Raw genomic sequence first — 19,123 nt, 5'->3', positions numbered from 1 at the left:
AAAAGGAAGTAATTAAAGAAATGGAATTATGAAGCCGTTCAATTAATTTAAATAGGAGAAGTGATAAATGATGGGAAGATTAAATAATAAAGTAGCTATTTTGACTGGTGCAAGTACAGGTATAGGTGCAGCAACTGCAAAAGTATTAGCCGACGAAGGTGCACATGTATTGGCAGTAGATATTTCAGAAAAAGTTCATGACATTGTTAAGGCAATAAATGGCTCAGGGCATCAAGCTTCTGGTTATATTGTCGATGTATCTGACGAGCATGCAGTTGAGCGCTTTGCACAAGCTGTTCAAGAGAAATATGAAAAAATAGATATACTGTTTAATAACGCTGGTGTGGATAATGCAGCAGGTCGTATTCATGAATATCCAGTTGAAGTCTTTGACAAAATTCTAGGTGTAGACTTAAGAGGGACATTTTTAATGACCAAATTTTTATTGCCACTCATGATGGATAATGGCGGTTCGATTATTAACACGGCATCTTTTTCTGGATTGGCTGCGGATTTAAATCGTTCAGGTTATAATGCAGCAAAAGGTGGCGTGATTAATTTTACGCGTTCAACTGCCATTGAATATGGTCGTGAAAATATTAGAGCAAATGCTATTTCACCAGGGACGATTGAAACGCCATTAGTGGATAAATTGACTGGCACGTCTGAAGATGAAGCAGGCAAAGCATTCAGAGAGAATCAAAAATGGGTTACGCCATTAGGTAGATTAGGGACACCTGAAGAAATAGGAAAGCTTGTAGCATTTCTTGCCTCCGATGATAGTTCATTTATAACAGGTGAAACGATTACTATAGATGGCGGAGTTATGGCATATACGTGGCCTGGCGAAATGTTAAGTGATGATAGTTGGAAAAATACAACAAAATAATTGCAAGTAAGGTTAAATGAGATAGGATGAATTATTATAAAATCCCCACAGATACTGAGTTTATTCAGTTTCTGTGGGGATTTTAATTTGAATATATTATGTTGTATATTACCAGATAATTTGTTCTATTATATCATTATTTAATGACTTCACAATTTCTGTTACAAGTGCAACTGAATTTTTATAATCATCTGTGTGTAATACAGAGACATTCGAATGCATGTAACGCAATGCAACACCAATAGAAACAGTAGGTGTCCCTTCATTAGCAACATGAATGCTACCTGCATCCGTACCACCACCAGCAGTAGTGTCTAATTGGATCGTGATATTATGTTTTTTAGCAATTTCTTTAATATGTTTGGTAAAACCAACATGTCCGATATTAGAGGCATCCATAATTATGATAACTGGCCCGTTACCAATCGCAGTATCACTCACTTGTCCTGACATACCAGGTGTGTCGTAAGCAATTGCGACATCAACGGCAATCGCTAAGTCAGGTTTGATTTTATTTGCAGCTACTTTAGCACCACGAAGTCCAACTTCTTCTTGTACATTTGCACCAGATACTAAATTTACAGCGATAGACTCATTTTTTAAATTTTGTAAAACACCTACTGCAAGGGCACAACCATAACGATTATCAAATGCTTTAGCAGTTAAGTATTTATTGTTAGCTAATGTTTCAAATTCACTATAAGGTGTAATCATATTGCCAATTTCGATGCCGAACTGTTCAGCTTCTTTTTTGCTTTTAACACCAATATCTATAAACATTTCTTTGATATCAATAGTCTTTTTGCGTTCCTCAGGAGACAGAACATGAGGTGGTTTTGAGCCGATAATACCTCTGATTTTTTTCCCTTTATCTGTTGTGATTGTTACTTTCTGTGAAAGCATCACTTGGTTCCACCAACCACCTATGGGTGTGAATTTTAAGAAACCATCAGTATCTATTTTAGTAACGATAAAGCCAATTTCATCTAGATGACCTGCAACCATCAATGTTTTATCGCCATTTGTAGCTGATTTTTTACCAAAAATACCACCAAGATTGTCTTCGATAATCTCATCACTCACGGGAGTTAAATAATCAAGCATTAATGATTTGACCGCCATTTCATGTCCAGCAATACCGTCAACAGCTGTTAATGATTTTAATAATTTCACTGAATCATTCATATAATTCCCCCTTAAAATAATTTATGTCTATATTTTACCATTAAGTATGTAATAACATAGTGTTTTGATTAAATATATAAATATCACAGAATATAGCAACAAATGATGGCCAATTCGTAGTGAAATGCTAAGACTAAAAACGTGCAATACATCATGGGTCATGTTTCAATAGCAATATAGACAAAGTGGAGGGATATATTATGACAATAGTGAAACATCTATCATTTGGCTCAGTTAACGCGCCCATTAAAGTTGAGTCGTTTATAAATTTTGCGTGTCCATATTGTAAAAACTATTTTAAGGCAGTGGATAATACACTTACACCTTATATTGAAGCGGGTCAAGTGCAACACATAATTAAACATTTTGATAAAACAAAACAAGCTTTGTTAAAAGGAACCGTTGCGAACATTCATTTAGATTATGATAAGCCTGAAGAAACATTAGCAATTATTCGAAAATTATATGAAACACAAGAAAATTGGAAAGCAAGTTTTACAGATATTGAAGAAAAAATGGCACATGAATTTAACTTAACGCCTAAAAAAGATGCTGACGCACGTTCACTAGCAATCAATGAAGAAATATTTGATCGTGGCATTAAAGGTATACCGACCGTATTTATTAATGAAGAACAATTTCAATTTAATCCATTAGAAGATGAACAAGTTAAAATTGAAACATTATTGAAAGAAACTATCTCCAAATTAACATAGTGTTATATAGCTCACAGAGCACAAGTTATCAAAAATTCTAACTTTGATGACTTGTGCTCTGTTTAATTGATTAGACTTAGACATTTAAAAATTATAGGATATTGGGGGACACAAATCATGACATCTGAATTTAAGATTAAGCAACATAATAAACTAGGCATGTTCAATCAACTTTAATTTATAATCCTGTATAGACTGCAGTTTACCATCTTTATTTTTAATGATGATATGTTCTTTTGTGATTTTTGTAGGTGATGAGACACCGACTGCTGCCGAGATGTTAAACAGTCCTTCATGTAAACTTGTGACAAAGTTGGTGACACGATATTTTTTCTCATCGATAATTAATCCCTTTTCCCGTTTAGGATCCGTAGTTGCAACACCAACCGGACAAGTATTCATGTGACATTGCTGACTCATAATACACCCGACGCTAATCATCATACCACGTGCTACATTTACCAAATCAGCACCAAGACCTAAGGCGATAGCAATCTTATCTGGAGTGATAAGTTTACCAGATGCAAAGACTTTAATACGCTCTCTTATATTATATTTTTCTAATAAAGCTGTAAGTATTGGTAAAGCAGTAAATAGAGGCAACCCAACACCATCTTCTAACTCTTGGAATGTGGCTCCAGTGCCACCTTCACCGCCATCAATGGTAATGAAACTAGGATATTGATGTGTATCTACCATTGTACGAATAAGTTTTTCTACTTCACTAACTTTACTGATTACAATTTTAAATCCAACAGGTTTTTGTCCAATGCGTTGTAAATGATGTACCCAATTCAGTAAAGTTTCTGGACTATCGATATGATCAAAACGGTTGGGTGAATTAATTGTTACCCAAGGTTCAACTTTTCTTATAGAGGCAATTTCATCTGTGACTTTATTACCTTGCATATGTCCACCACGCGTTTTTGCACCTTGTGCCAATTTGATTTCAAATGCTTTAATACGGTCATGATGCGATAATTTAATAAAGGCTTGTTGATCAAACTGCCCTGCTTTATTGCGAACACCAAATAGTCCCGGTCCAATTTGAAATATAATATCCACATCACCTGCAAGATGGTGTTTAGACAAACCACCTTCTCCTGTATTCATCCATGTGCCAGCCTGTCCCAATCCTTTTGAAAGTGCGGTAATAGCATGGCTACCTAAAGCGCCATAACTCATCCCAGATTGACCTACTAAACGTTTCAATTTGAATGGATGTGGTAAATTAGCGCCAATTACAATCTGGTCTTCATCAGATAAATAGTAAGGATCTATTTCTGTTTTGAGTCTATGTTCATCACGATTAAACAGGCGTTCGTTATCAATTTTATAGATAAAAGATGAAATCATAGGTGATTGATCGATGTGAAGTTCAGTTGTTTGTAATGGGAACATTGTGTTTTGAATAAAAAAGCCATCTTCATAGTCATGCTGCGTACCAAAACTTGTCATTCTTGAATTATATTTGCCGGCAATTACAATATTTGTGAAGTCATTTCTTGAAAATGGTTTGCCCTTAGTATCAGGTAAAAAGAGATATTGACGTAATTCAGGACCAATTTTTTCTCCGAAATAGCGGATGCGTGCGAGTAGTGGATAATTACGAAGCACGCTATGTTGTTTTTGGTGCTTATCTTTAAAAAGCAACACCGCTCCCATAACTAACATGATTAATAAAAATATGACGATTATCATATTAACAATAAATTGCAATACAGTTAATAAAGTCATAAAAACATCCCCCTTCAGTTAATTATATAGTACACCAAATTAAACATATTACAACGTAATTAAGAACCACATAAGTAAGTTATTTAAATTTATAATATTTTTAAAAGGAAGATGATAAAATATTTAATAAATAGTAAATATGCTATAAAAATACGTGATATATTTAGAGTATATCCTGATAAAGAAGGTGTCATATGACTGGAAAATCAATCTCATCAGCGGAGAGTAATCTTCAAAATAGAAGTGAGTGGAGTAGTAAAAAAATTGTAAAAAGAGATTTTTGGCTGATTCCAATTTATTTAGTGGCAAATAATATTATTCCACTTTTATTATTAGCTTCGCTATATATTGTGTTCACTCTTTTTGATTTCAAAAATGAAGCTTTGCTAAGTGATGAAAATATTTTAATCACAGCGAGTGTAATTGCTGAAATTGTAATATTATATAGTTTTTATCTCATGCATTTTAAAGATCATCTAATAGTTATTACAAGGAACCGTTTTAAAGCAATAAGAAAATATTTTTTTATAATTGTCGGTACTTATGTAATGACGCTTGGTTTAATTAGTCTATATGAATGGATGGTCGAATTTTTACCTGAATCGCTTCAATTCAATGAAACACAAAATCAGATGCTTTTAGAAGAAATGTTTGATAATAATTTGATGTTACCATTTTTATTTGTTGATATTGTAATACTTACACCAATTATTGAAGAATTACTATTTAGACATTTAATTATTCACGAGCTAGGTAAAAAAATAACATATACCGTTGCTTCAATACTGTCAGTTATATTATTTGCAGGTGTCCATGTACTAGGTGCAAATTCACCATTTGAAATTGGCAGTTATCTAATCATTGGTGCTGGTTTAGTATTTGTCTATGTAAAAAGTGGAATGAATCTAGCTGTCTCAATAACATTGCACGCATTAAATAATCTTGTATCATTTATAGCAATTGTTCTTCTAAAATAATTTTAGAAGAAATCGATATCAGATATTATTAAAATCGATAACTTAGGGAATAATACTGTGAGTAATTAAAAAAGGGTGAATAGCTATGTTAGAACTGAAAAATATATCATACACAATAGATAATCGAAACATTATCAATGATATAAATTTGAAGGTCGAACAAGGGGACACTATAGCAATTGTAGGTCCTTCTGGAAGCGGTAAGAGTACGCTATTGCGTTTGATTAATAATTTAATAAGTCCAACAGAGGGTGAAATTTATTTTAATGACAAACCATATGAACAAATAAATCCAGAACAATTACGTATGGAAGTGAGTTATCTGCTACAAGAAAGTGATTTATTTGATAGGACAATTGGTGAAAATTTAGCTTTTCCGGCAGAAATTAGAGGAGATAAATTTGATCGCAAACAAGCTAAACGCTTATTGAAAGCAGTTGGTTTAGGACATTATCATTTTAATACCCGGGTAGAACATTTGTCAGGAGGAGAACGGCAACGTATCACGATTGCGCGACAACTTATGTACACACCGAAAATCTTGCTTTTAGACGAAGCCACAAGCGCATTAGATGTGCATAATAGTGAAAACATTGAGTCTTTAATCTTTAAATTAGCAGATGAAGGTGTGGCAATTTTATGGATAACACATAGTAATGACCAAAGTAATAGACACTTTAAAAGAAAAGTGAGAATTGTCGATGGCAAAATTGATAAGGAGGAGCATTTATCATGAGTACTACTGCTTTAGCATTGACGGGTCTGCTGTTACTTTTTCCCATTATTGTTTCGTATAAAGAAAAGTTACATATTATTAAAGATTTATTAACAGCAACAGTAAGAGCAATTATCCAATTAATTATACTAGGCTATCTTTTACATTTTATATTTGGCGTAAACCAAGCGTGGTTGTTAGTAGTATTTGTATTAATCATTATCATTAATGCTTCTTGGAATACTATGAGTAGGGCATCTCCAGTCATGCATCATGTGTTTTGGATTTCGTTTGTCGCTATTTTTGTAGGTGTAGCTTTACCTTTAATTGGTGTGATTTTAACAGGAGCCATTCAATTTAAACCTAATGAAGTCATTCCGATTGCAGGGATGTTAGGAAGTAATGGTTTGATTGCGATTAATTTAGCATACCAAAATTTAGATAGGGAATTTGTGCAAGAAATGAGTCAAATCGAATCGAAGTTAGCGCTTGGAGCAAATCCTAAGCTTTCTTCTAAAGAAACGATTCGTAACAGTGTAAAGACAGCGATTGTACCGACGATTGATTCCGTTAAGACGTATGGTATTGTTTCGATTCCAGGTATGATGACTGGATTAATTATTGGTGGTGTTGCGCCATTGCAAGCAGTTAAGTTTCAATTGATGGTTGTATTTATTCATACAACTGCAACTATCATGTCAGCATTAATTGCTACGTATTTAAGTTATAAACAATTCTTTAATCATCGTGATCAATTGATCGGTCGGCATTTGAAACAAGAAGACGAATGAAGTGAATGAGTTAATAACATATAAAAACAAGTTTTGACATAAATGACTCAAGTTTATACAGAACATGGGAATGGCGGCTGAAATCTGATTTTATTAAAAAAATTTTACGTCTCATCGAATCAAGGATGACTAGAATTGAAATAGTATAAAAAGATTACCTGAGCTAAAGCTCATGCATAAGACCCACTAACTCAATAAATTGAGAAGTGGTTTAGAGGAATACCTGAGCTAAAGCTCATGCATAAGCCCCACTAACTCAATAAATTGAGAAGTGGGTCTTTAAGGAGTCTGAGACGAATCAATAATGTCACAGACTCTTTTTCTATTGCAAAAAATTTGAATATTGCACTACATAAAAAGTGTTCAAACGTGTTGACGTATGGTTTATAATATAATGGTTATGTATAAACCCATTTTATTTAAGAGAGGAGTGAAAATATGTCAGTTATGCGAATTGCTACCTTTATTTTGAGTATCTTTATCGTAGGTATGGTTGAAATGATGGTTGCTGGGATCATGAATTTAATGAGTAATGATTTGCATGTTTCCGAAGCGATTATAGGTCAATTAGTGACACTTTATGCAATTACATTTGCCATTGCAGGACCTATCCTAGTGAAATTAACAAATCGATTTTCGCCAAGGCCAGTATTATTATGGGCATTATTAGTGTTTATTGCCGGAAATGTTATCATTGCAGTTGCCCCTAACTTTACGGTTTTAGTATTTGGACGTATTATTTCATCTGCAGCAGCAGCGCTTATAGTAGTGAAAATATTAGCGTTAACGGCGTTATTAACTGCCCCTCAACATCGCGGGAAAATGATTGGTATTGTTTATTCAGGATTTAGCGGTGCAAATGTGCTTGGAGTGCCTATTGGAACTATCATTGGTGATTTAGTTGGATGGAGATATACATTCATATTTATAGTGATTATCAGCGTATTAGTTGGAATATTGATGTATTTCTATGTTCCGCACCCACAATATCAAACAGTAAGTACAGAGGCTGGCACTCAGAAACGTGAAAGCAGCTATTCTAAAGTATTAAGACCGGCAGAAGTAATTAAATTTTTAGGTATCACATTTTTATTACTTGTTGCAAATTCTGTAACATTTATATATATAAATCCACTAATGCTATCTAGCGGTCATGATTTATCTTTTGTATCAATTACGCTATTAATCAATGGGGTTGCTGGTGTAATTGGAACGTCAATGGGAGGATTCCTTTCAGATAGATTAACAAGTAAACGTTGGTTGATTATTGCAACATCATTATTTATTACGATGATGTTGATACTGAATTTATTCTTACCTGGAACAGGATTGTTATTAATGGTTATCTTCATATGGAATATCATGCAGTGGAGTACAAACCCAGCAGTTCAAAGCGGTATTATCGAACATGTTGAAGGTGATACAAGCCAAGTGATGAGCTGGAATATGTCGAGCTTGAATGCAGGTATTGGTATCGGTGGTATTGTCGGTGGTTTAGTTGTGTCTAAAATAGATGTGTTAGCTACAACATATTTTAGTGCAGCAATTGCGTTATTAGCATTAATTTTAATCATCAGTCTAAAACAAGTTGAAAAATATCATAGAGCCTAAATATAAAATCATTAAAGTGCATTAGATGATAATAGTGGGCATACATTACTAACTAAGTAGCAGTAATGTATGCCCACTATTTTTATATTATAAATTTGATTTTTCAAAAGACTGAGTAGTATTTATACGAATGTCATTAATTGATATATTATTTTTATTATTAGAAATAAGTGCAATAATTGCGGAAACTGAAATGTAAATTAAGGTCCCTATAATGTAACCGATATTTAAATCAGAAATTAATAAATAAGATTGATACAATAATATAATGATAGCAACTGCTGCTATGGTCACAAGCATTGGATAGGGTAATTTAAATGGCGAGTGATTGTAGGCTGTTGGATATTTTTTAGGTAATTGAGTTACTGCTAAAGCTGGAAATGCAAAGACAATTAATGAAATTCCTGTGCCTAACTGTGCTACAACATTTAAAGAAACACCTGTAAGAATGGGTAGTGCACCGATAATATAAAAAAGTAATAAAAGCCAATGAGGTGTGCCAAAGCGTTTATTTACATCGCCTAATTTCTTGGGCAGGTACCCATCGTGGATTGCGACCAATAAGCTTTTCGTAACCCAAGTAAAGGTTGAATTGAGTGTCGTCGCTAATGCGAACATAGCGCCACCAACCATAAAAAAGATGAATATGGGCGTAGGTAATACCTCTTGAGCAACACTTGTCAGTGGTCTGCCTGCGACTTCTGGTATAGGCAAGACACCAACAGCTATAGAGGCGATAAAGGCATATAATAATCCTACAAAGATGGTAGCCACTATAATTACAATTGGAATATCTCTTTTGGGATTTTTCATTTCACCACCTAATTCAGCGACAACTTGTGCACCTCCAGTTGCAAATGATACAAGACCCACGGCAGTGAAGAAACCAGCGAAACCTTCTGGTAGCATGGAATGTATATTAAATACACCGAAATTAACATGTGGTAGGCCAAATATAATAAAACAAAATAATGCAATGATCAATATAATAACCATCAGGTTACCAATGACAGACGCAGATTTGATGCCCACGATATTAACTATGAATAAAATCGTTAGTAAGGTAAATGCGACAACTCTAACAGGCAAACCTGGAAGCAGACCTTCTAAGTATTGTGCGAATGATAAAGCATATAAAGATAATGTGACTTGCAAAAGTATAAATAATAATAACCAAAAGATACCAATTTTGGGTGACAACAAGCGACTTGTATACTGATACATACCACCTGTAGTAGGAAGTGTTGATCCTAATATTGCAATTGGAAACATCGTTAGTAATGTGATTATTGCTGATAATATAAAAGCAGGCGTAATACCACTGCCAGTCATTTGGATTCCAATACCAGTCAATGACATCACGCCGGCCCCGATAATTTGTCCTATGGCAATGCCTAATACATCTGTTAAACCTAATACGCTTTTTAAATTTGTTGCTTGTTGCATTTAATCACCTCTATATTCTATGTATTTATAAAAATAATAAAAAAATTATAGCATAAACGCGTCTCAATTCCTACCAAAACAATCGGAAAACAAAACAATAATTACTGGAAAGACTATTTATAGATAAAATAAAGCATTTCATAGTAGAATAAAGTTATTAAAAAATGATTAAGAGGTGTGATTTTTATGACTAATGAAAAAGATAATATTAAAGTGAATGCTTTTATAGAAAGATTAAAACAATGGCAAAATGAATTTAAAATATTGCGTGAAATAATAAGAGAAACCGAATTAGAAGAAGATTATAAATGGATGCACCCTTGTTACACATTTGAAAATAAAAATGTTGTTATTATACAGGATTTTAAACACTATTGCGCTTTGCTTTTTGAAAAAGGGGCAATAATGGAAGACCCGTATCAATCACTCATACAACAAACTAAAAATGTACAAGCAGCAAGGCAATTACGTTTTGAGAGTTTAGATGAAATCAACAATCGCAGAGATGAAATTAAATGGTATGTTGAAGAGGCCATTAGAATTGAAAAATCAGGCAAAAAGGTTCCTATGAAAAAGACAGAAGACTATGATATGCCTGAAGAGTTGCAATCTAAACTAGATGAAATGCCAAAATTAAAAGAAGCATTCAGTCAATTAACGCCAGGAAGACAAAGACAATATATATTTCACATTGGACAAGCTAAAAGAGCAGCATCACGCAAAAATCGCGTGGAAAAATACATTGAGCATATATTAGATGGTAAAGGTATGAATGATTAATTCATCAATAGTATAAAATTAAAGTTGATCATGAAATGGCAATTGGATTTTAACCCTTATATTACAGTGCTAACGATTTGTATTAGCTAGTTATAATTAAGCATATTGCAGCGCATTTTGCTTCAATAATAAAAATGAGAGTTGCAACTTTAATATTTATCCTATATAGTTTGCTCGAATATAAAAACTAAGCTTAATTAGTTTTTGAGTATAATATGAGAAAGAAGGTGTATTAATGCCGAGAGTTTCCAAGAGGGTACAATTACTACAAGCCGCTGCTACGATTGTAGATGAACAAGGCAGTGAGTATTTAACATTAGATGCCGTTGCTAAAAAAGCTGGTGTAAGTAAAGGTGGGCTATTGTATCACTTTAAAAACAAATTTGCATTAATCCAAGGACTTGTTGATCACGCAGACGCTTTATATAGGGAGAATGTTAATGGACACGTTCATGCAGATCATCAAGATCAAGGAAAATGGGCACGCGCATTTATTGAAGCCACAAGAGGGCATCGTTCAGAAAATGGTTCAATCACATCAGGTATGCTTGCTGCTCAAGGAATTAATAGTCAGTTGCTTCAGCCTCTACAGGATACTTATAAAGAATGGCAGAAAAATATTGAAAATGATGGTCTAGACAAGGTAGATGCTACGATTATTCGACTTGCAGTGGATGGATTATGGCTTTCAGAAATATTTGGATTGGATGGGCTTGATGAAGACATGAGGGAAAAAGTCTTAAATAGATTAACCGAGTATACACTAACGAATAAGAAACAAGAAAACAATAGTTGAATTCTCAAATTAAATAAAATGTATCATTCATGCAAAGTACTGATAATATAAGGATAATCAACATTTCAAAGTTGATTATCCTTATTTTTTAACTTTATAAAAGTTGAAACTAAACCGTCTGGTTGGTACACTAATGGATGTGTTATAAAAAGCTGGGGAGGTTTATATTAATGAGAAAAGTTATGCTAACAGCAGCTTTGACAGGTGCTGGCGATACGACGGAGAAAAATAAAAGTGTCCCTGTGACACCCCGAGAAATAGCTGATTCAGCAATAAAATGTGCAAAAGCGGGTGCGACAGTGGCACATATTCATGCGAGAAATCCAGAAACAGGTGGTATTAGTCATGATGTTGAATTTTTCAAAGAAGCAGTAAGACTTATTAGAGCTGCAGATGAAGATATTATTATAAATATTACTTCAGGAGGTGGGGGAGATTTTATTCCAAATCTTGAAAATCCATATCTTGCGGCAGAGGGTTCTGATATGCAAACACCTGAAGAAAGACACGAACCCATAGGGGATTTACTTCCTGAAATGTGTACTTTAGATTGTGGCAGCGTCAACATGGGAGACGCAATTTACTTAAGCCCAGCAGGTTGGTTAAGAAAACAAGCGCAACTGGTTAAAGATGCAGGCGTTAAACCTGAATTAGAGTGTTTTGATAGCGGTCATATTTCATTCGCTAAGCAATTAATCAATGAGGGATTAATCGAAGGCGAACCATTATTTCAATTTTGTTTAGGTATTCCTTGGGGAGCTGAAAATGATTCAGAAACAATAGAATACTTTAAGACACGTATTCCAGAAAATGCACATTGGTCAGCATTTGGAATTGGAAGCATGCAATTCCCAACCGTTGAAGAAGCAGCAAAACGTGGTGGGAATGTTCGTGTTGGGCTAGAGGATAACATATATTTAACTAAAGGTGTAAAAGCAACAAATGAGCAGTTAGTCGAAAAAGCAGTTGAAATATTGAAAGATTTAGATATACAGCCTATGACGGCAGCAGAAGCACGCGAAAAATATCAATTAAGACAACCACAAGGAGGCGCAAAATGAAATTTGCAGTCGTAGGTACAGGCGTTATTGGAAGTGGATGGATTACAAGAATGCTAGCTCATGGACACGAAGTGATTGCTACGGATCCAAGTGAAGGTGCATATGAAAGAATGTTGAAGCAAGTTAAACAAAATTGGCCATATGCTGAACAATTAGGCTTAGCCGCAGGAGCTTCAATCGATAACTTAACATTCACACCTTATTTAGAAGAAGCAGTTAAAGACGCAGATCATATTCAAGAAAATGTTCCAGAAATTGAATCTTTAAAAGATCAAGTTCTTACTGAAATTGATTTTTATGCAAAAACAGAGGCAACAATTGGTTCAAGTACATCAGGTATTATGCCTTCAGAATTGCAAGAGAATTTACAACATCCAGAACGATTGATTGTAGCGCACCCATTCCATCCAGTATATATTTTACCGCTCGTTGAAATTGTTCCGGGTAAAGCAACAACAGAAGCAACAACAGTAAAAGCAGAAGAAATATACGAAAGTATTGGTATGGACGTGCTTCATGTTAGACATGAAATTGAAGGTCATGTTGCAGATAGGTTAATGGAAGCACTATGGAGAGAAGCACTGCACATCGTTAATGATGGTATAGCTACTACAGAAGAGGTTGATAAAGCATTTACACATGCAGCGGGTTTACGCTATGCACAGTATGGCCCGTTTATGACTTTTCATTTAGCGGGTGGTGAAGGCGGTATGCGTCACATGTTAAAACAATTTGGTCCAGCTTTAAAAAAACCATGGACTAAATTAGTGGCACCTGAATTAACACAGGACTTGTATGATAAAGTTGTAAATGGTTGTGAATCATCTTCACAAGGTCAAACAATGTCAGAACTTGACCAAAAACGTAATGAATTCTTAGTCAAAGTAAAACAACTTGCTGATGCATATTGGCCAGAAGAAACCCCGACTATGAAAAAGAAAACACAACAATCGGTGAAATAATATGGCTAACAAACTATATGAATATAAGACAGATGTAAAACAAGTTTGGGTCGATCATAATGGGCATATGAATGACGCAGAATACAATCGTGTGTTTAGTGATGCTACAGATGCATGGCTCTCATATTTAGGCTTAGATAAGCAGACGATTGAAGGCATTGGGTATACTGTGTTCACGTTAGAAAATCATGTCATGTATTTGAAAGAGATTAAAGTAGACGAAGTAATCAATGTTTCGGTCGAGTTAGTAGATTATGATGCTAAAAGATTACATGTATTTATGACACTTAGTGATGAAGTTAAAGATAGATGTGCAACATACGAAGTGATGCTTATGGGAATGAATACAGTGGAAAATCAGCCAGAAGCATTTCCTACTGACATAAGACAATCAATTGACGAATACGCACAGAGGGCATCAATTCAAATACAACCCAAAGAACTCGGCCATCTTATAGGTATTAAGAAAAAATAATTTTTTGAAATGAGTTTGAAACGATTGAATAAAAAGGTTTTAATAACACATTCAATAACCAAATTTTTGGTTATAAATTGTTAATTTTCATTTATTGATGTATCTTGTTATATATAGGTTAATAAAATCAAAGTTAAATGAGTTATTCGTTTTGATTGCTTACACACAAATAAAGTAGGGCTATGTGTGCTCATGTTTTTACTTATTTTAGTATTTGTATAACATCCACAGGTAGTCCTATATTTATTATGAAATATTTGAAATTGAATATGTACATAGAAAGGAATTGACCCATGTTAAGTATTAAAAACTTATCTAAAGTTTATGGTGGAGGTAAAAAAGCTGTAGATAATATATCACTAGAGGTTGAAGCTGGTGAATTTATTGCATTTATAGGGACAAGTGGAAGTGGTAAAACGACTGCCTTAAGAATGATAAATAGAATGATAGAAGCAACTGAAGGACAAATTGCGATAAATGGCAAAGATGTCCGTAAAATGAACCCTGTGGAATTACGTAGAAAAATAGGTTATGTGATTCAACAAATTGGTTTGATGCCACATATGACTATCAGAGAAAACATTGTATTAGTTCCAAAACTTTTAAAATGGTCACAAGAAAAGAAGGAACAGAAAGCAAAAGAACTGATTAAATTAGTAGACTTACCAGAAGAATATTTAGATAGATATCCTTCACAACTGTCAGGTGGACAACAGCAACGTATTGGTGTTGTGCGTGCATTAGCAGCTGAACAAGATATCATTTTAATGGATGAGCCTTTTGGCGCATTGGATCCAATCACGAGAGATACACTACAAGACTTGGTTAAAGAATTGCAACAAAAATTAGGTAAAACTTTCATCTTTGTAACTCACGATATGGATGAAGCAATCAAATTGGCAGATAAAATATGCATTATGTCTGAAGGACGTGTTGTGCAATTTGATACACCTGATAATATTTTACGTCATCCTGAAAATGATTTTGTGCGTGACTTTATCGGACAAAATAGATTGATTCAAGACAGACCAAATATGCGTACAGTTGAAGATGCAATGATTAAACCAGTAACTGTTCATGCAGACAGCTCATTGAATGAAGCGGTTAAGATTATGAGAGAACGTCGTGTTGATACAATTTTTGTTGTTGGTAACAATCGCAGATTATTGGGTTATTTAGATATTGAAGATATTAATCAAGGTCTACGTGGAAATAAAGAACTAATTGACACGATGCAACGCGATATATACAGAGTACGTATCGATAGTAAATTACAAGATTCAGTACGTACAATATTAAAAAGAAATGTTAGAAATGTACCTGTCGTGGATAGTGATGAAGAAACATTAATTGGATTGGTTACGCGAGCAAACTTAGTAGATATTGTATACGATAGTATCTGGGGAGAATTAGATGATGATGAAGCGACTTCAAATGACGCAATTGTAGAGCCCGATAACGTAGGAGCTGATAAATAATGAAACAATTCATAGAGCAATATGGTGGCCAACTGATATCAAAAACGGTTGAACATTTTTATATCTCAATGATCGCTTTGTTAATTGCTATCGTAGTCGCAGTACCATTAGGCATTATACTATCCAAAATGAAAAGAACATCAAACATTGTTCTCACGATTGCTGGTGTATTACAAACGATACCTACATTAGCGGTGTTAGCTGTAATGATACCCATATTTGGTGTCGGTAAATTACCTGCAATTGTAGCTTTATTTATTTATGTACTTTTACCGATTTTAAATAATACTGTCTTAGGTGTTAAAAATATTGATAGTAATATTAAAGAAGCAGCGACAAGTATGGGTATGACACGTTTTCAACTAATGAAGGACGTAGAATTACCACTTGCATTACCATTAATCTTAGGTGGTGTTCGATTATCATCCGTATACGTCATTAGCTGGGCAACACTTGCAAGTTATGTGGGTGCAGGGGGCTTAGGTGATTTTGTATTCAATGGATTAAACTTATATGACCCATTAATGATTGTGAGTGCAGCAGTATTAGTAACAGCTTTAGCACTAATTGTGGATGTATTATTATCATTAGTAGAAAAATGGGCAGTACCAAAAGGATTAAAAGTATCCAGATAATATAAGGAGGACATTATGAAAAAGATTAAACAGTATTGCATCGTGCTTGTACTGTGTCTGACGGTGTTGTCTGGATGTAGTTTACCTGGTTTAGGTGGGAATAGCTCAGAGAACGAAGTCAAAATCACAGCGCTAGCAACGAGCGAATCACAAATTATGTCTCATATGTTGAGACTTTTAATAGAACATGATACAGATGGAAAAATTAAACCAACACTTATCAATAACTTAGGGTCTAGTACAATTCAACATAATGCACTCGTAAATGGTGATGCTGATCTATCAGGTGCACGCTATAATGGTACAGATTTAACAGGTGCGTTGAATGAAGAACCAATTAAAAATCCGAAAAAAGCGATGAAAGCTACTCAAGATGGTTTTCAAAAGAAATTCGATCAAACTTTCTTTGATTCATATGGATTTGCAAATACTTATGCATTTATGGTGACAAAAGAAACGGCAAAAAAATATAATCTGGAAACTGTATCTGATTTAAAAGCACATAGTGATGAATTAAAACTTGGCGTCGATAGTTCATGGTTAAATCGAGAAGGCGATGGTTATCCAGGTTTTACAAAAGAATATGGCTTTGATTTTAATACGGTACGACCAATGCAAATCGGGTTAGTATATGATGCATTAAATTCAAATAATTTAGACGTAGCAGTCGGTTATTCGACAGATGGTCGAATCGCTGCATATGATTTGAAGGTATTGAAAGACGATAAACATTTCTTCCCTCCATATGATGCAAGTACAGTAGCAACAAATGATTTATTAAGACAGCAGCCAGAATTAAAACCGATAATAGAAAAATTACACAATAAAGTTTCGACGCAGGAAATGCAAAAACTTAATTATCAAGCTGATGGAGAAGGGCAAGAACCTGCAGTTGTCGCTGAAAAATTCTTGAAAGCGCATAATTATTTCGAAAACGATAAGAAAGGTGGTCATTAGTAATGGAAGGTAATTTATTGCAACAATTAGTTGAATATTATTCAGTGAACTTTGGCTACCTATGGGATCTATTTATTAAGCACTTACTTATGTCTGTTTATGGGGTGCTATTTGCTGCGATTGTAGGAATACCTCTAGGTATTATTATTTCGAGATACAAAAAGTTATCTTGGACGATTATTACAATTGCGAATATTATTCAAACTGTTCCTGTCATTGCGATGTTAGCTATATTAATGTTAGTTATGGGACTTGGTCCAACAACAGTTGTTGTTACTGTGTTCTTATATGCATTATTACCAATTATAAAAAATACATTTACTGGTATAGTAGGTGTTGATGAGAATATTAAAGATGCCGGTAAGGGTATGGGTATGACGCGTAATCAAGTCTTGCGTATGATAGAATTACCGTTATCATTATCCGTAATTCTTGGTGGACTTAGAATTGCACTTGTTGTTGCAATAGGTGTCGTAGCTGTTGGTTCATTTATAGGTGCGCCAACATTAGGGGACATTGTTATACGTGGTACCAATGCAACAGATGGAACGACTTTTATTCTAGCAGGCGCAATCCCAATTGCTTTAATTGCAATTTTAATTGATCTTTTCTTAAGATTCTTAGAAAAACGTTTAGATCCATCTAACAAAACAAATAAAAAGAAAAGACAAGAAGCGCAAAGTATTCATTAATAAAAGGTTGTGACTGACAATGGCAATTTTATCAATAAACTATAATTCAAAAACAATCGGTATGCATCAACAATTTTTAGTAGTTTTACCAGAAGATTCAACTTATTTTGATGTGAAAAAACAGCCAAAAAAGTTAAAAACGCTATTACTCTTACATGGTCTTTCAAGTGATGAAACATCATATATGCGCTATACAAGTATAGAACGTTACGCAAATGATTATCAATTAGCAGTTATCATGCCTAATGCAGATCATAGTGGTTATAGTAATATGGTGTATGGTCATGATTATTTTGATTATGTATTAGAAGTATTTGATTATGCACATCAAATACTACCGCTATCATCAAACAGAGAAGATAACTTTATTGCAGGTCATTCTATGGGAGGATATGGCACAATCAAATATGCATTGATAGAAGGTCATCGTTTTGCGAAAGCTAGTCCGTTATCTGCTGCATTTAATGCGCAAGCTTTGATTAATTATGATTGGTATGACTATTCCGGTTCAGCCATTGCTGGTCCAGATGCACAAATAAATGGGACGCCATTAGACCCATATTATTTAGTTGATGAAGCCATAAAGCAGCAAAAAGAAATTCCCGAGCTGCTTATTATGTGTGGTACTGAAGATGAATTATACCAAGACAATCAACGGTTTATTCAGTATTTAAATAAACGTCGATTACCCTATACATTTGAAGAAGGTCCTGGTGAACACAACTATGCATATTGGGATTATGCAATACGCCGTGCGATTAAATGGTTCATAGAAGGGAACTAAGCTAAGTGTTTAAATTTCAGGATATATGTAAGTAAAAAGCATCCACCATTGAGTGGATGCTTCAGACTGTCGACAAAGTCTACGACTTTGTTGGCAGTTTTTTTATGCACGCTTTCCGCGGGCACTGCCTTAGCCTGTAGTCTTCGGCTAGTGCTATTCCCGCAGGAGTCGGCATAAATCACTGCCAATATTACACAAAAAATATTATAATATATGTAAATTAAACAGTGGTGGTGTTTATTATGTTGAATAAATCAATTGATAAAAGAGATCAATATGAAATGATTTCTATCTCTGAATTAGTCCCTAATAATCATTTATTACGTAAAGTCGATACGATATTAGATTTAAATTTTGTGTATGAACTTGTCGAAGACAAATATTGCCTTGATAATGGTAGACCATCTATAGATCCTGTTATTTTAGTAAAAATATT

At 34.2% G+C, this 19,123-nt stretch carries 20 protein-coding genes; 17 read left to right on the top strand and 3 right to left on the bottom strand.

The genetic code is table 11. The features are described from left to right. Positions 1 to 70: 70 nt before the first annotated feature. Complete coding sequence (locus tag BTJ66_RS10850; protein ID WP_099090996.1) at positions 71 to 889, top strand: SDR family oxidoreductase; 819 nt, start codon at positions 71 to 73, stop codon at positions 887 to 889. A 108-nt stretch (positions 890 to 997) separates the two neighbouring features. On the opposite strand, the gene BTJ66_RS10845 is transcribed toward BTJ66_RS10850, so the two are convergent. Beyond that, a complete protein-coding gene (locus BTJ66_RS10845) occupies positions 998 to 2,074 on the bottom strand; it encodes a M42 family metallopeptidase (RefSeq protein ID WP_099090971.1) in 1,077 nt (358 codons plus the stop codon). Positions 2,075 to 2,274: 200 nt separating this feature from the next. On the opposite strand from BTJ66_RS10845, the gene BTJ66_RS10840 reads away from it, so the two are divergent. Further along, positions 2,275 to 2,790 carry a thioredoxin domain-containing protein gene (locus tag BTJ66_RS10840; RefSeq protein WP_099090970.1) on the top strand — a complete coding sequence of 172 codons (516 nt, stop codon included), beginning with the start codon at positions 2,275 to 2,277 and terminating at the stop codon, positions 2,788 to 2,790. A 153-nt stretch (positions 2,791 to 2,943) separates the two neighbouring features. On the opposite strand, the gene BTJ66_RS10835 is transcribed toward BTJ66_RS10840, so the two are convergent. Then, positions 2,944 to 4,527, bottom strand: coding sequence for an FMN-binding glutamate synthase family protein (locus BTJ66_RS10835; RefSeq protein WP_099090969.1), 1,584 nt, complete (start codon positions 4,525 to 4,527; stop codon positions 2,944 to 2,946). Positions 4,528 to 4,721: 194 nt separating this feature from the next. Here BTJ66_RS10835 and BTJ66_RS10830 point away from each other — a divergent pair, with 194 nt between their 5' ends. The 4 genes from BTJ66_RS10830 (at position 4,722) to BTJ66_RS10815 (ending at position 8,621) form a co-directional block, all read left to right on the top strand. Beyond that, positions 4,722 to 5,504, top strand: a complete 783-nt coding sequence (locus tag BTJ66_RS10830) for a CPBP family intramembrane glutamic endopeptidase (protein ID WP_099090968.1) — start codon at positions 4,722 to 4,724, stop codon at positions 5,502 to 5,504. Positions 5,505 to 5,589: 85 nt separating this feature from the next. After that, positions 5,590 to 6,240, top strand: a complete 651-nt coding sequence (locus BTJ66_RS10825) for an ABC transporter ATP-binding protein (protein WP_099090967.1) — start codon at positions 5,590 to 5,592, stop codon at positions 6,238 to 6,240. Beyond that, a complete protein-coding gene (locus BTJ66_RS10820; protein ID WP_099090966.1) occupies positions 6,237 to 7,010 on the top strand; it encodes an ABC transporter permease in 774 nt (257 codons plus the stop codon). The genes BTJ66_RS10825 and BTJ66_RS10820 overlap by 4 nt, the downstream gene beginning before the upstream one ends. Positions 7,011 to 7,448: 438 nt before the next feature. After that, entirely contained in the window at positions 7,449 to 8,621 is a 1,173-nt protein-coding gene (locus BTJ66_RS10815; RefSeq protein WP_099090965.1) for an MFS transporter, read from the top strand. Positions 8,622 to 8,708: 87 nt separating this feature from the next. Here BTJ66_RS10815 and BTJ66_RS10810 read toward each other — a convergent pair whose 3' ends face one another. Further along, positions 8,709 to 10,067 carry an APC family permease gene (locus BTJ66_RS10810; protein WP_099090964.1) on the bottom strand — a complete coding sequence of 453 codons (1,359 nt, stop codon included), beginning with the start codon at positions 10,065 to 10,067 and terminating at the stop codon, positions 8,709 to 8,711. A 186-nt stretch (positions 10,068 to 10,253) separates the two neighbouring features. On the opposite strand from BTJ66_RS10810, the gene BTJ66_RS10805 reads away from it, so the two are divergent. The 11 genes from BTJ66_RS10805 to BTJ66_RS10755 form a co-directional block, all read left to right on the top strand. Beyond that, positions 10,254 to 10,847 (top strand): YdeI/OmpD-associated family protein, encoded by a 594-nt coding sequence (locus tag BTJ66_RS10805; protein ID WP_099090963.1) that lies wholly within the window; start codon positions 10,254 to 10,256, stop codon positions 10,845 to 10,847. Between the two features lie 235 nt (positions 10,848 to 11,082). Continuing rightward, complete coding sequence (locus BTJ66_RS10800; RefSeq protein ID WP_099090962.1) at positions 11,083 to 11,643, top strand: TetR/AcrR family transcriptional regulator; 561 nt, start codon at positions 11,083 to 11,085, stop codon at positions 11,641 to 11,643. Positions 11,644 to 11,813: 170 nt separating this feature from the next. Then, complete coding sequence (locus tag BTJ66_RS10795; RefSeq protein ID WP_099090961.1) at positions 11,814 to 12,704, top strand: beta-keto acid cleavage family enzyme; 891 nt, start codon at positions 11,814 to 11,816, stop codon at positions 12,702 to 12,704. Beyond that, positions 12,701 to 13,666 (top strand): 3-hydroxyacyl-CoA dehydrogenase NAD-binding domain-containing protein, encoded by a 966-nt coding sequence (locus BTJ66_RS10790; protein ID WP_099090960.1) that lies wholly within the window; start codon positions 12,701 to 12,703, stop codon positions 13,664 to 13,666. The genes BTJ66_RS10795 and BTJ66_RS10790 overlap by 4 nt, the downstream gene beginning before the upstream one ends. Position 13,667: 1 nt before the next feature. Then, positions 13,668 to 14,141, top strand: coding sequence for a thioesterase family protein (locus tag BTJ66_RS10785; RefSeq protein ID WP_099090959.1), 474 nt, complete (start codon positions 13,668 to 13,670; stop codon positions 14,139 to 14,141). Positions 14,142 to 14,434: 293 nt separating this feature from the next. Then, complete coding sequence (locus BTJ66_RS10780) at positions 14,435 to 15,619, top strand: betaine/proline/choline family ABC transporter ATP-binding protein (RefSeq protein WP_099090958.1); 1,185 nt, start codon at positions 14,435 to 14,437, stop codon at positions 15,617 to 15,619. Beyond that, on the top strand, positions 15,619 to 16,254 hold the full coding sequence (locus BTJ66_RS10775; RefSeq protein WP_099090957.1) for an ABC transporter permease: 636 nt from the start codon (positions 15,619 to 15,621) through the stop codon (positions 16,252 to 16,254). The genes BTJ66_RS10780 and BTJ66_RS10775 overlap by 1 nt, the downstream gene beginning before the upstream one ends. Positions 16,255 to 16,269: 15 nt before the next feature. Next, on the top strand, positions 16,270 to 17,211 hold the full coding sequence (locus BTJ66_RS10770) for an osmoprotectant ABC transporter substrate-binding protein (protein WP_099090956.1): 942 nt from the start codon (positions 16,270 to 16,272) through the stop codon (positions 17,209 to 17,211). Positions 17,212 to 17,213: 2 nt separating this feature from the next. Further along, complete coding sequence (locus tag BTJ66_RS10765) at positions 17,214 to 17,903, top strand: ABC transporter permease (protein ID WP_099090955.1); 690 nt, start codon at positions 17,214 to 17,216, stop codon at positions 17,901 to 17,903. Positions 17,904 to 17,922: 19 nt separating this feature from the next. Then, positions 17,923 to 18,687 carry an alpha/beta hydrolase gene (locus BTJ66_RS10760; RefSeq protein ID WP_099090954.1) on the top strand — a complete coding sequence of 255 codons (765 nt, stop codon included), beginning with the start codon at positions 17,923 to 17,925 and terminating at the stop codon, positions 18,685 to 18,687. Positions 18,688 to 18,929: 242 nt separating this feature from the next. Further along, on the top strand, positions 18,930 to 19,123 hold a 194-nt coding region (locus BTJ66_RS10755; protein ID WP_476661997.1), incomplete at its 3' end, for a transposase.

This window comes from Staphylococcus edaphicus, assembly GCF_002614725.1.
GTDB classification, from domain to species: domain Bacteria; phylum Bacillota; class Bacilli; order Staphylococcales; family Staphylococcaceae; genus Staphylococcus; species Staphylococcus edaphicus.
The sequence above is the reverse complement of the archived record's forward strand: the minus strand, read 5'-3'. Positions and strand labels throughout refer to the sequence as shown.

Bases quoted from the DNA above. Each gene is read 5' to 3' on its own strand.
- BTJ66_RS10840 (WP_099090970.1), top strand. From the start codon at position 2,275: ATGACAATAGTGAAACATCTATCATTTGGCTCAGTTAACGCGCCCATT.
- BTJ66_RS10825 (WP_099090967.1), top strand. From the start codon at position 5,590: ATGTTAGAACTGAAAAATATATCATACACAATAGATAATCGAAACATT.
- BTJ66_RS10805 (WP_099090963.1), top strand. From the start codon at position 10,254: ATGACTAATGAAAAAGATAATATTAAAGTGAATGCTTTTATAGAAAGA.
- BTJ66_RS10845 (WP_099090971.1), bottom strand. From the start codon at position 2,074: ATGAATGATTCAGTGAAATTATTAAAATCATTAACAGCTGTTGACGGT.
- BTJ66_RS10810 (WP_099090964.1), bottom strand. From the start codon at position 10,067: ATGCAACAAGCAACAAATTTAAAAAGCGTATTAGGTTTAACAGATGTA.
- BTJ66_RS10795 (WP_099090961.1), top strand. From the start codon at position 11,814: ATGAGAAAAGTTATGCTAACAGCAGCTTTGACAGGTGCTGGCGATACG.
- BTJ66_RS10760 (WP_099090954.1), top strand. From the start codon at position 17,923: ATGGCAATTTTATCAATAAACTATAATTCAAAAACAATCGGTATGCAT.
- BTJ66_RS10820 (WP_099090966.1), top strand. From the start codon at position 6,237: ATGAGTACTACTGCTTTAGCATTGACGGGTCTGCTGTTACTTTTTCCC.
- BTJ66_RS10765 (WP_099090955.1), top strand. From the start codon at position 17,214: ATGGAAGGTAATTTATTGCAACAATTAGTTGAATATTATTCAGTGAAC.
- BTJ66_RS10780 (WP_099090958.1), top strand. From the start codon at position 14,435: ATGTTAAGTATTAAAAACTTATCTAAAGTTTATGGTGGAGGTAAAAAA.
- BTJ66_RS10785 (WP_099090959.1), top strand. From the start codon at position 13,668: ATGGCTAACAAACTATATGAATATAAGACAGATGTAAAACAAGTTTGG.
- BTJ66_RS10775 (WP_099090957.1), top strand. From the start codon at position 15,619: ATGAAACAATTCATAGAGCAATATGGTGGCCAACTGATATCAAAAACG.
- BTJ66_RS10815 (WP_099090965.1), top strand. From the start codon at position 7,449: ATGTCAGTTATGCGAATTGCTACCTTTATTTTGAGTATCTTTATCGTA.
- BTJ66_RS10770 (WP_099090956.1), top strand. From the start codon at position 16,270: ATGAAAAAGATTAAACAGTATTGCATCGTGCTTGTACTGTGTCTGACG.
- BTJ66_RS10850 (WP_099090996.1), top strand. From the start codon at position 71: ATGGGAAGATTAAATAATAAAGTAGCTATTTTGACTGGTGCAAGTACA.
- BTJ66_RS10835 (WP_099090969.1), bottom strand. From the start codon at position 4,527: ATGACTTTATTAACTGTATTGCAATTTATTGTTAATATGATAATCGTC.
- BTJ66_RS10800 (WP_099090962.1), top strand. From the start codon at position 11,083: ATGCCGAGAGTTTCCAAGAGGGTACAATTACTACAAGCCGCTGCTACG.
- BTJ66_RS10790 (WP_099090960.1), top strand. From the start codon at position 12,701: ATGAAATTTGCAGTCGTAGGTACAGGCGTTATTGGAAGTGGATGGATT.
- BTJ66_RS10830 (WP_099090968.1), top strand. From the start codon at position 4,722: ATGACTGGAAAATCAATCTCATCAGCGGAGAGTAATCTTCAAAATAGA.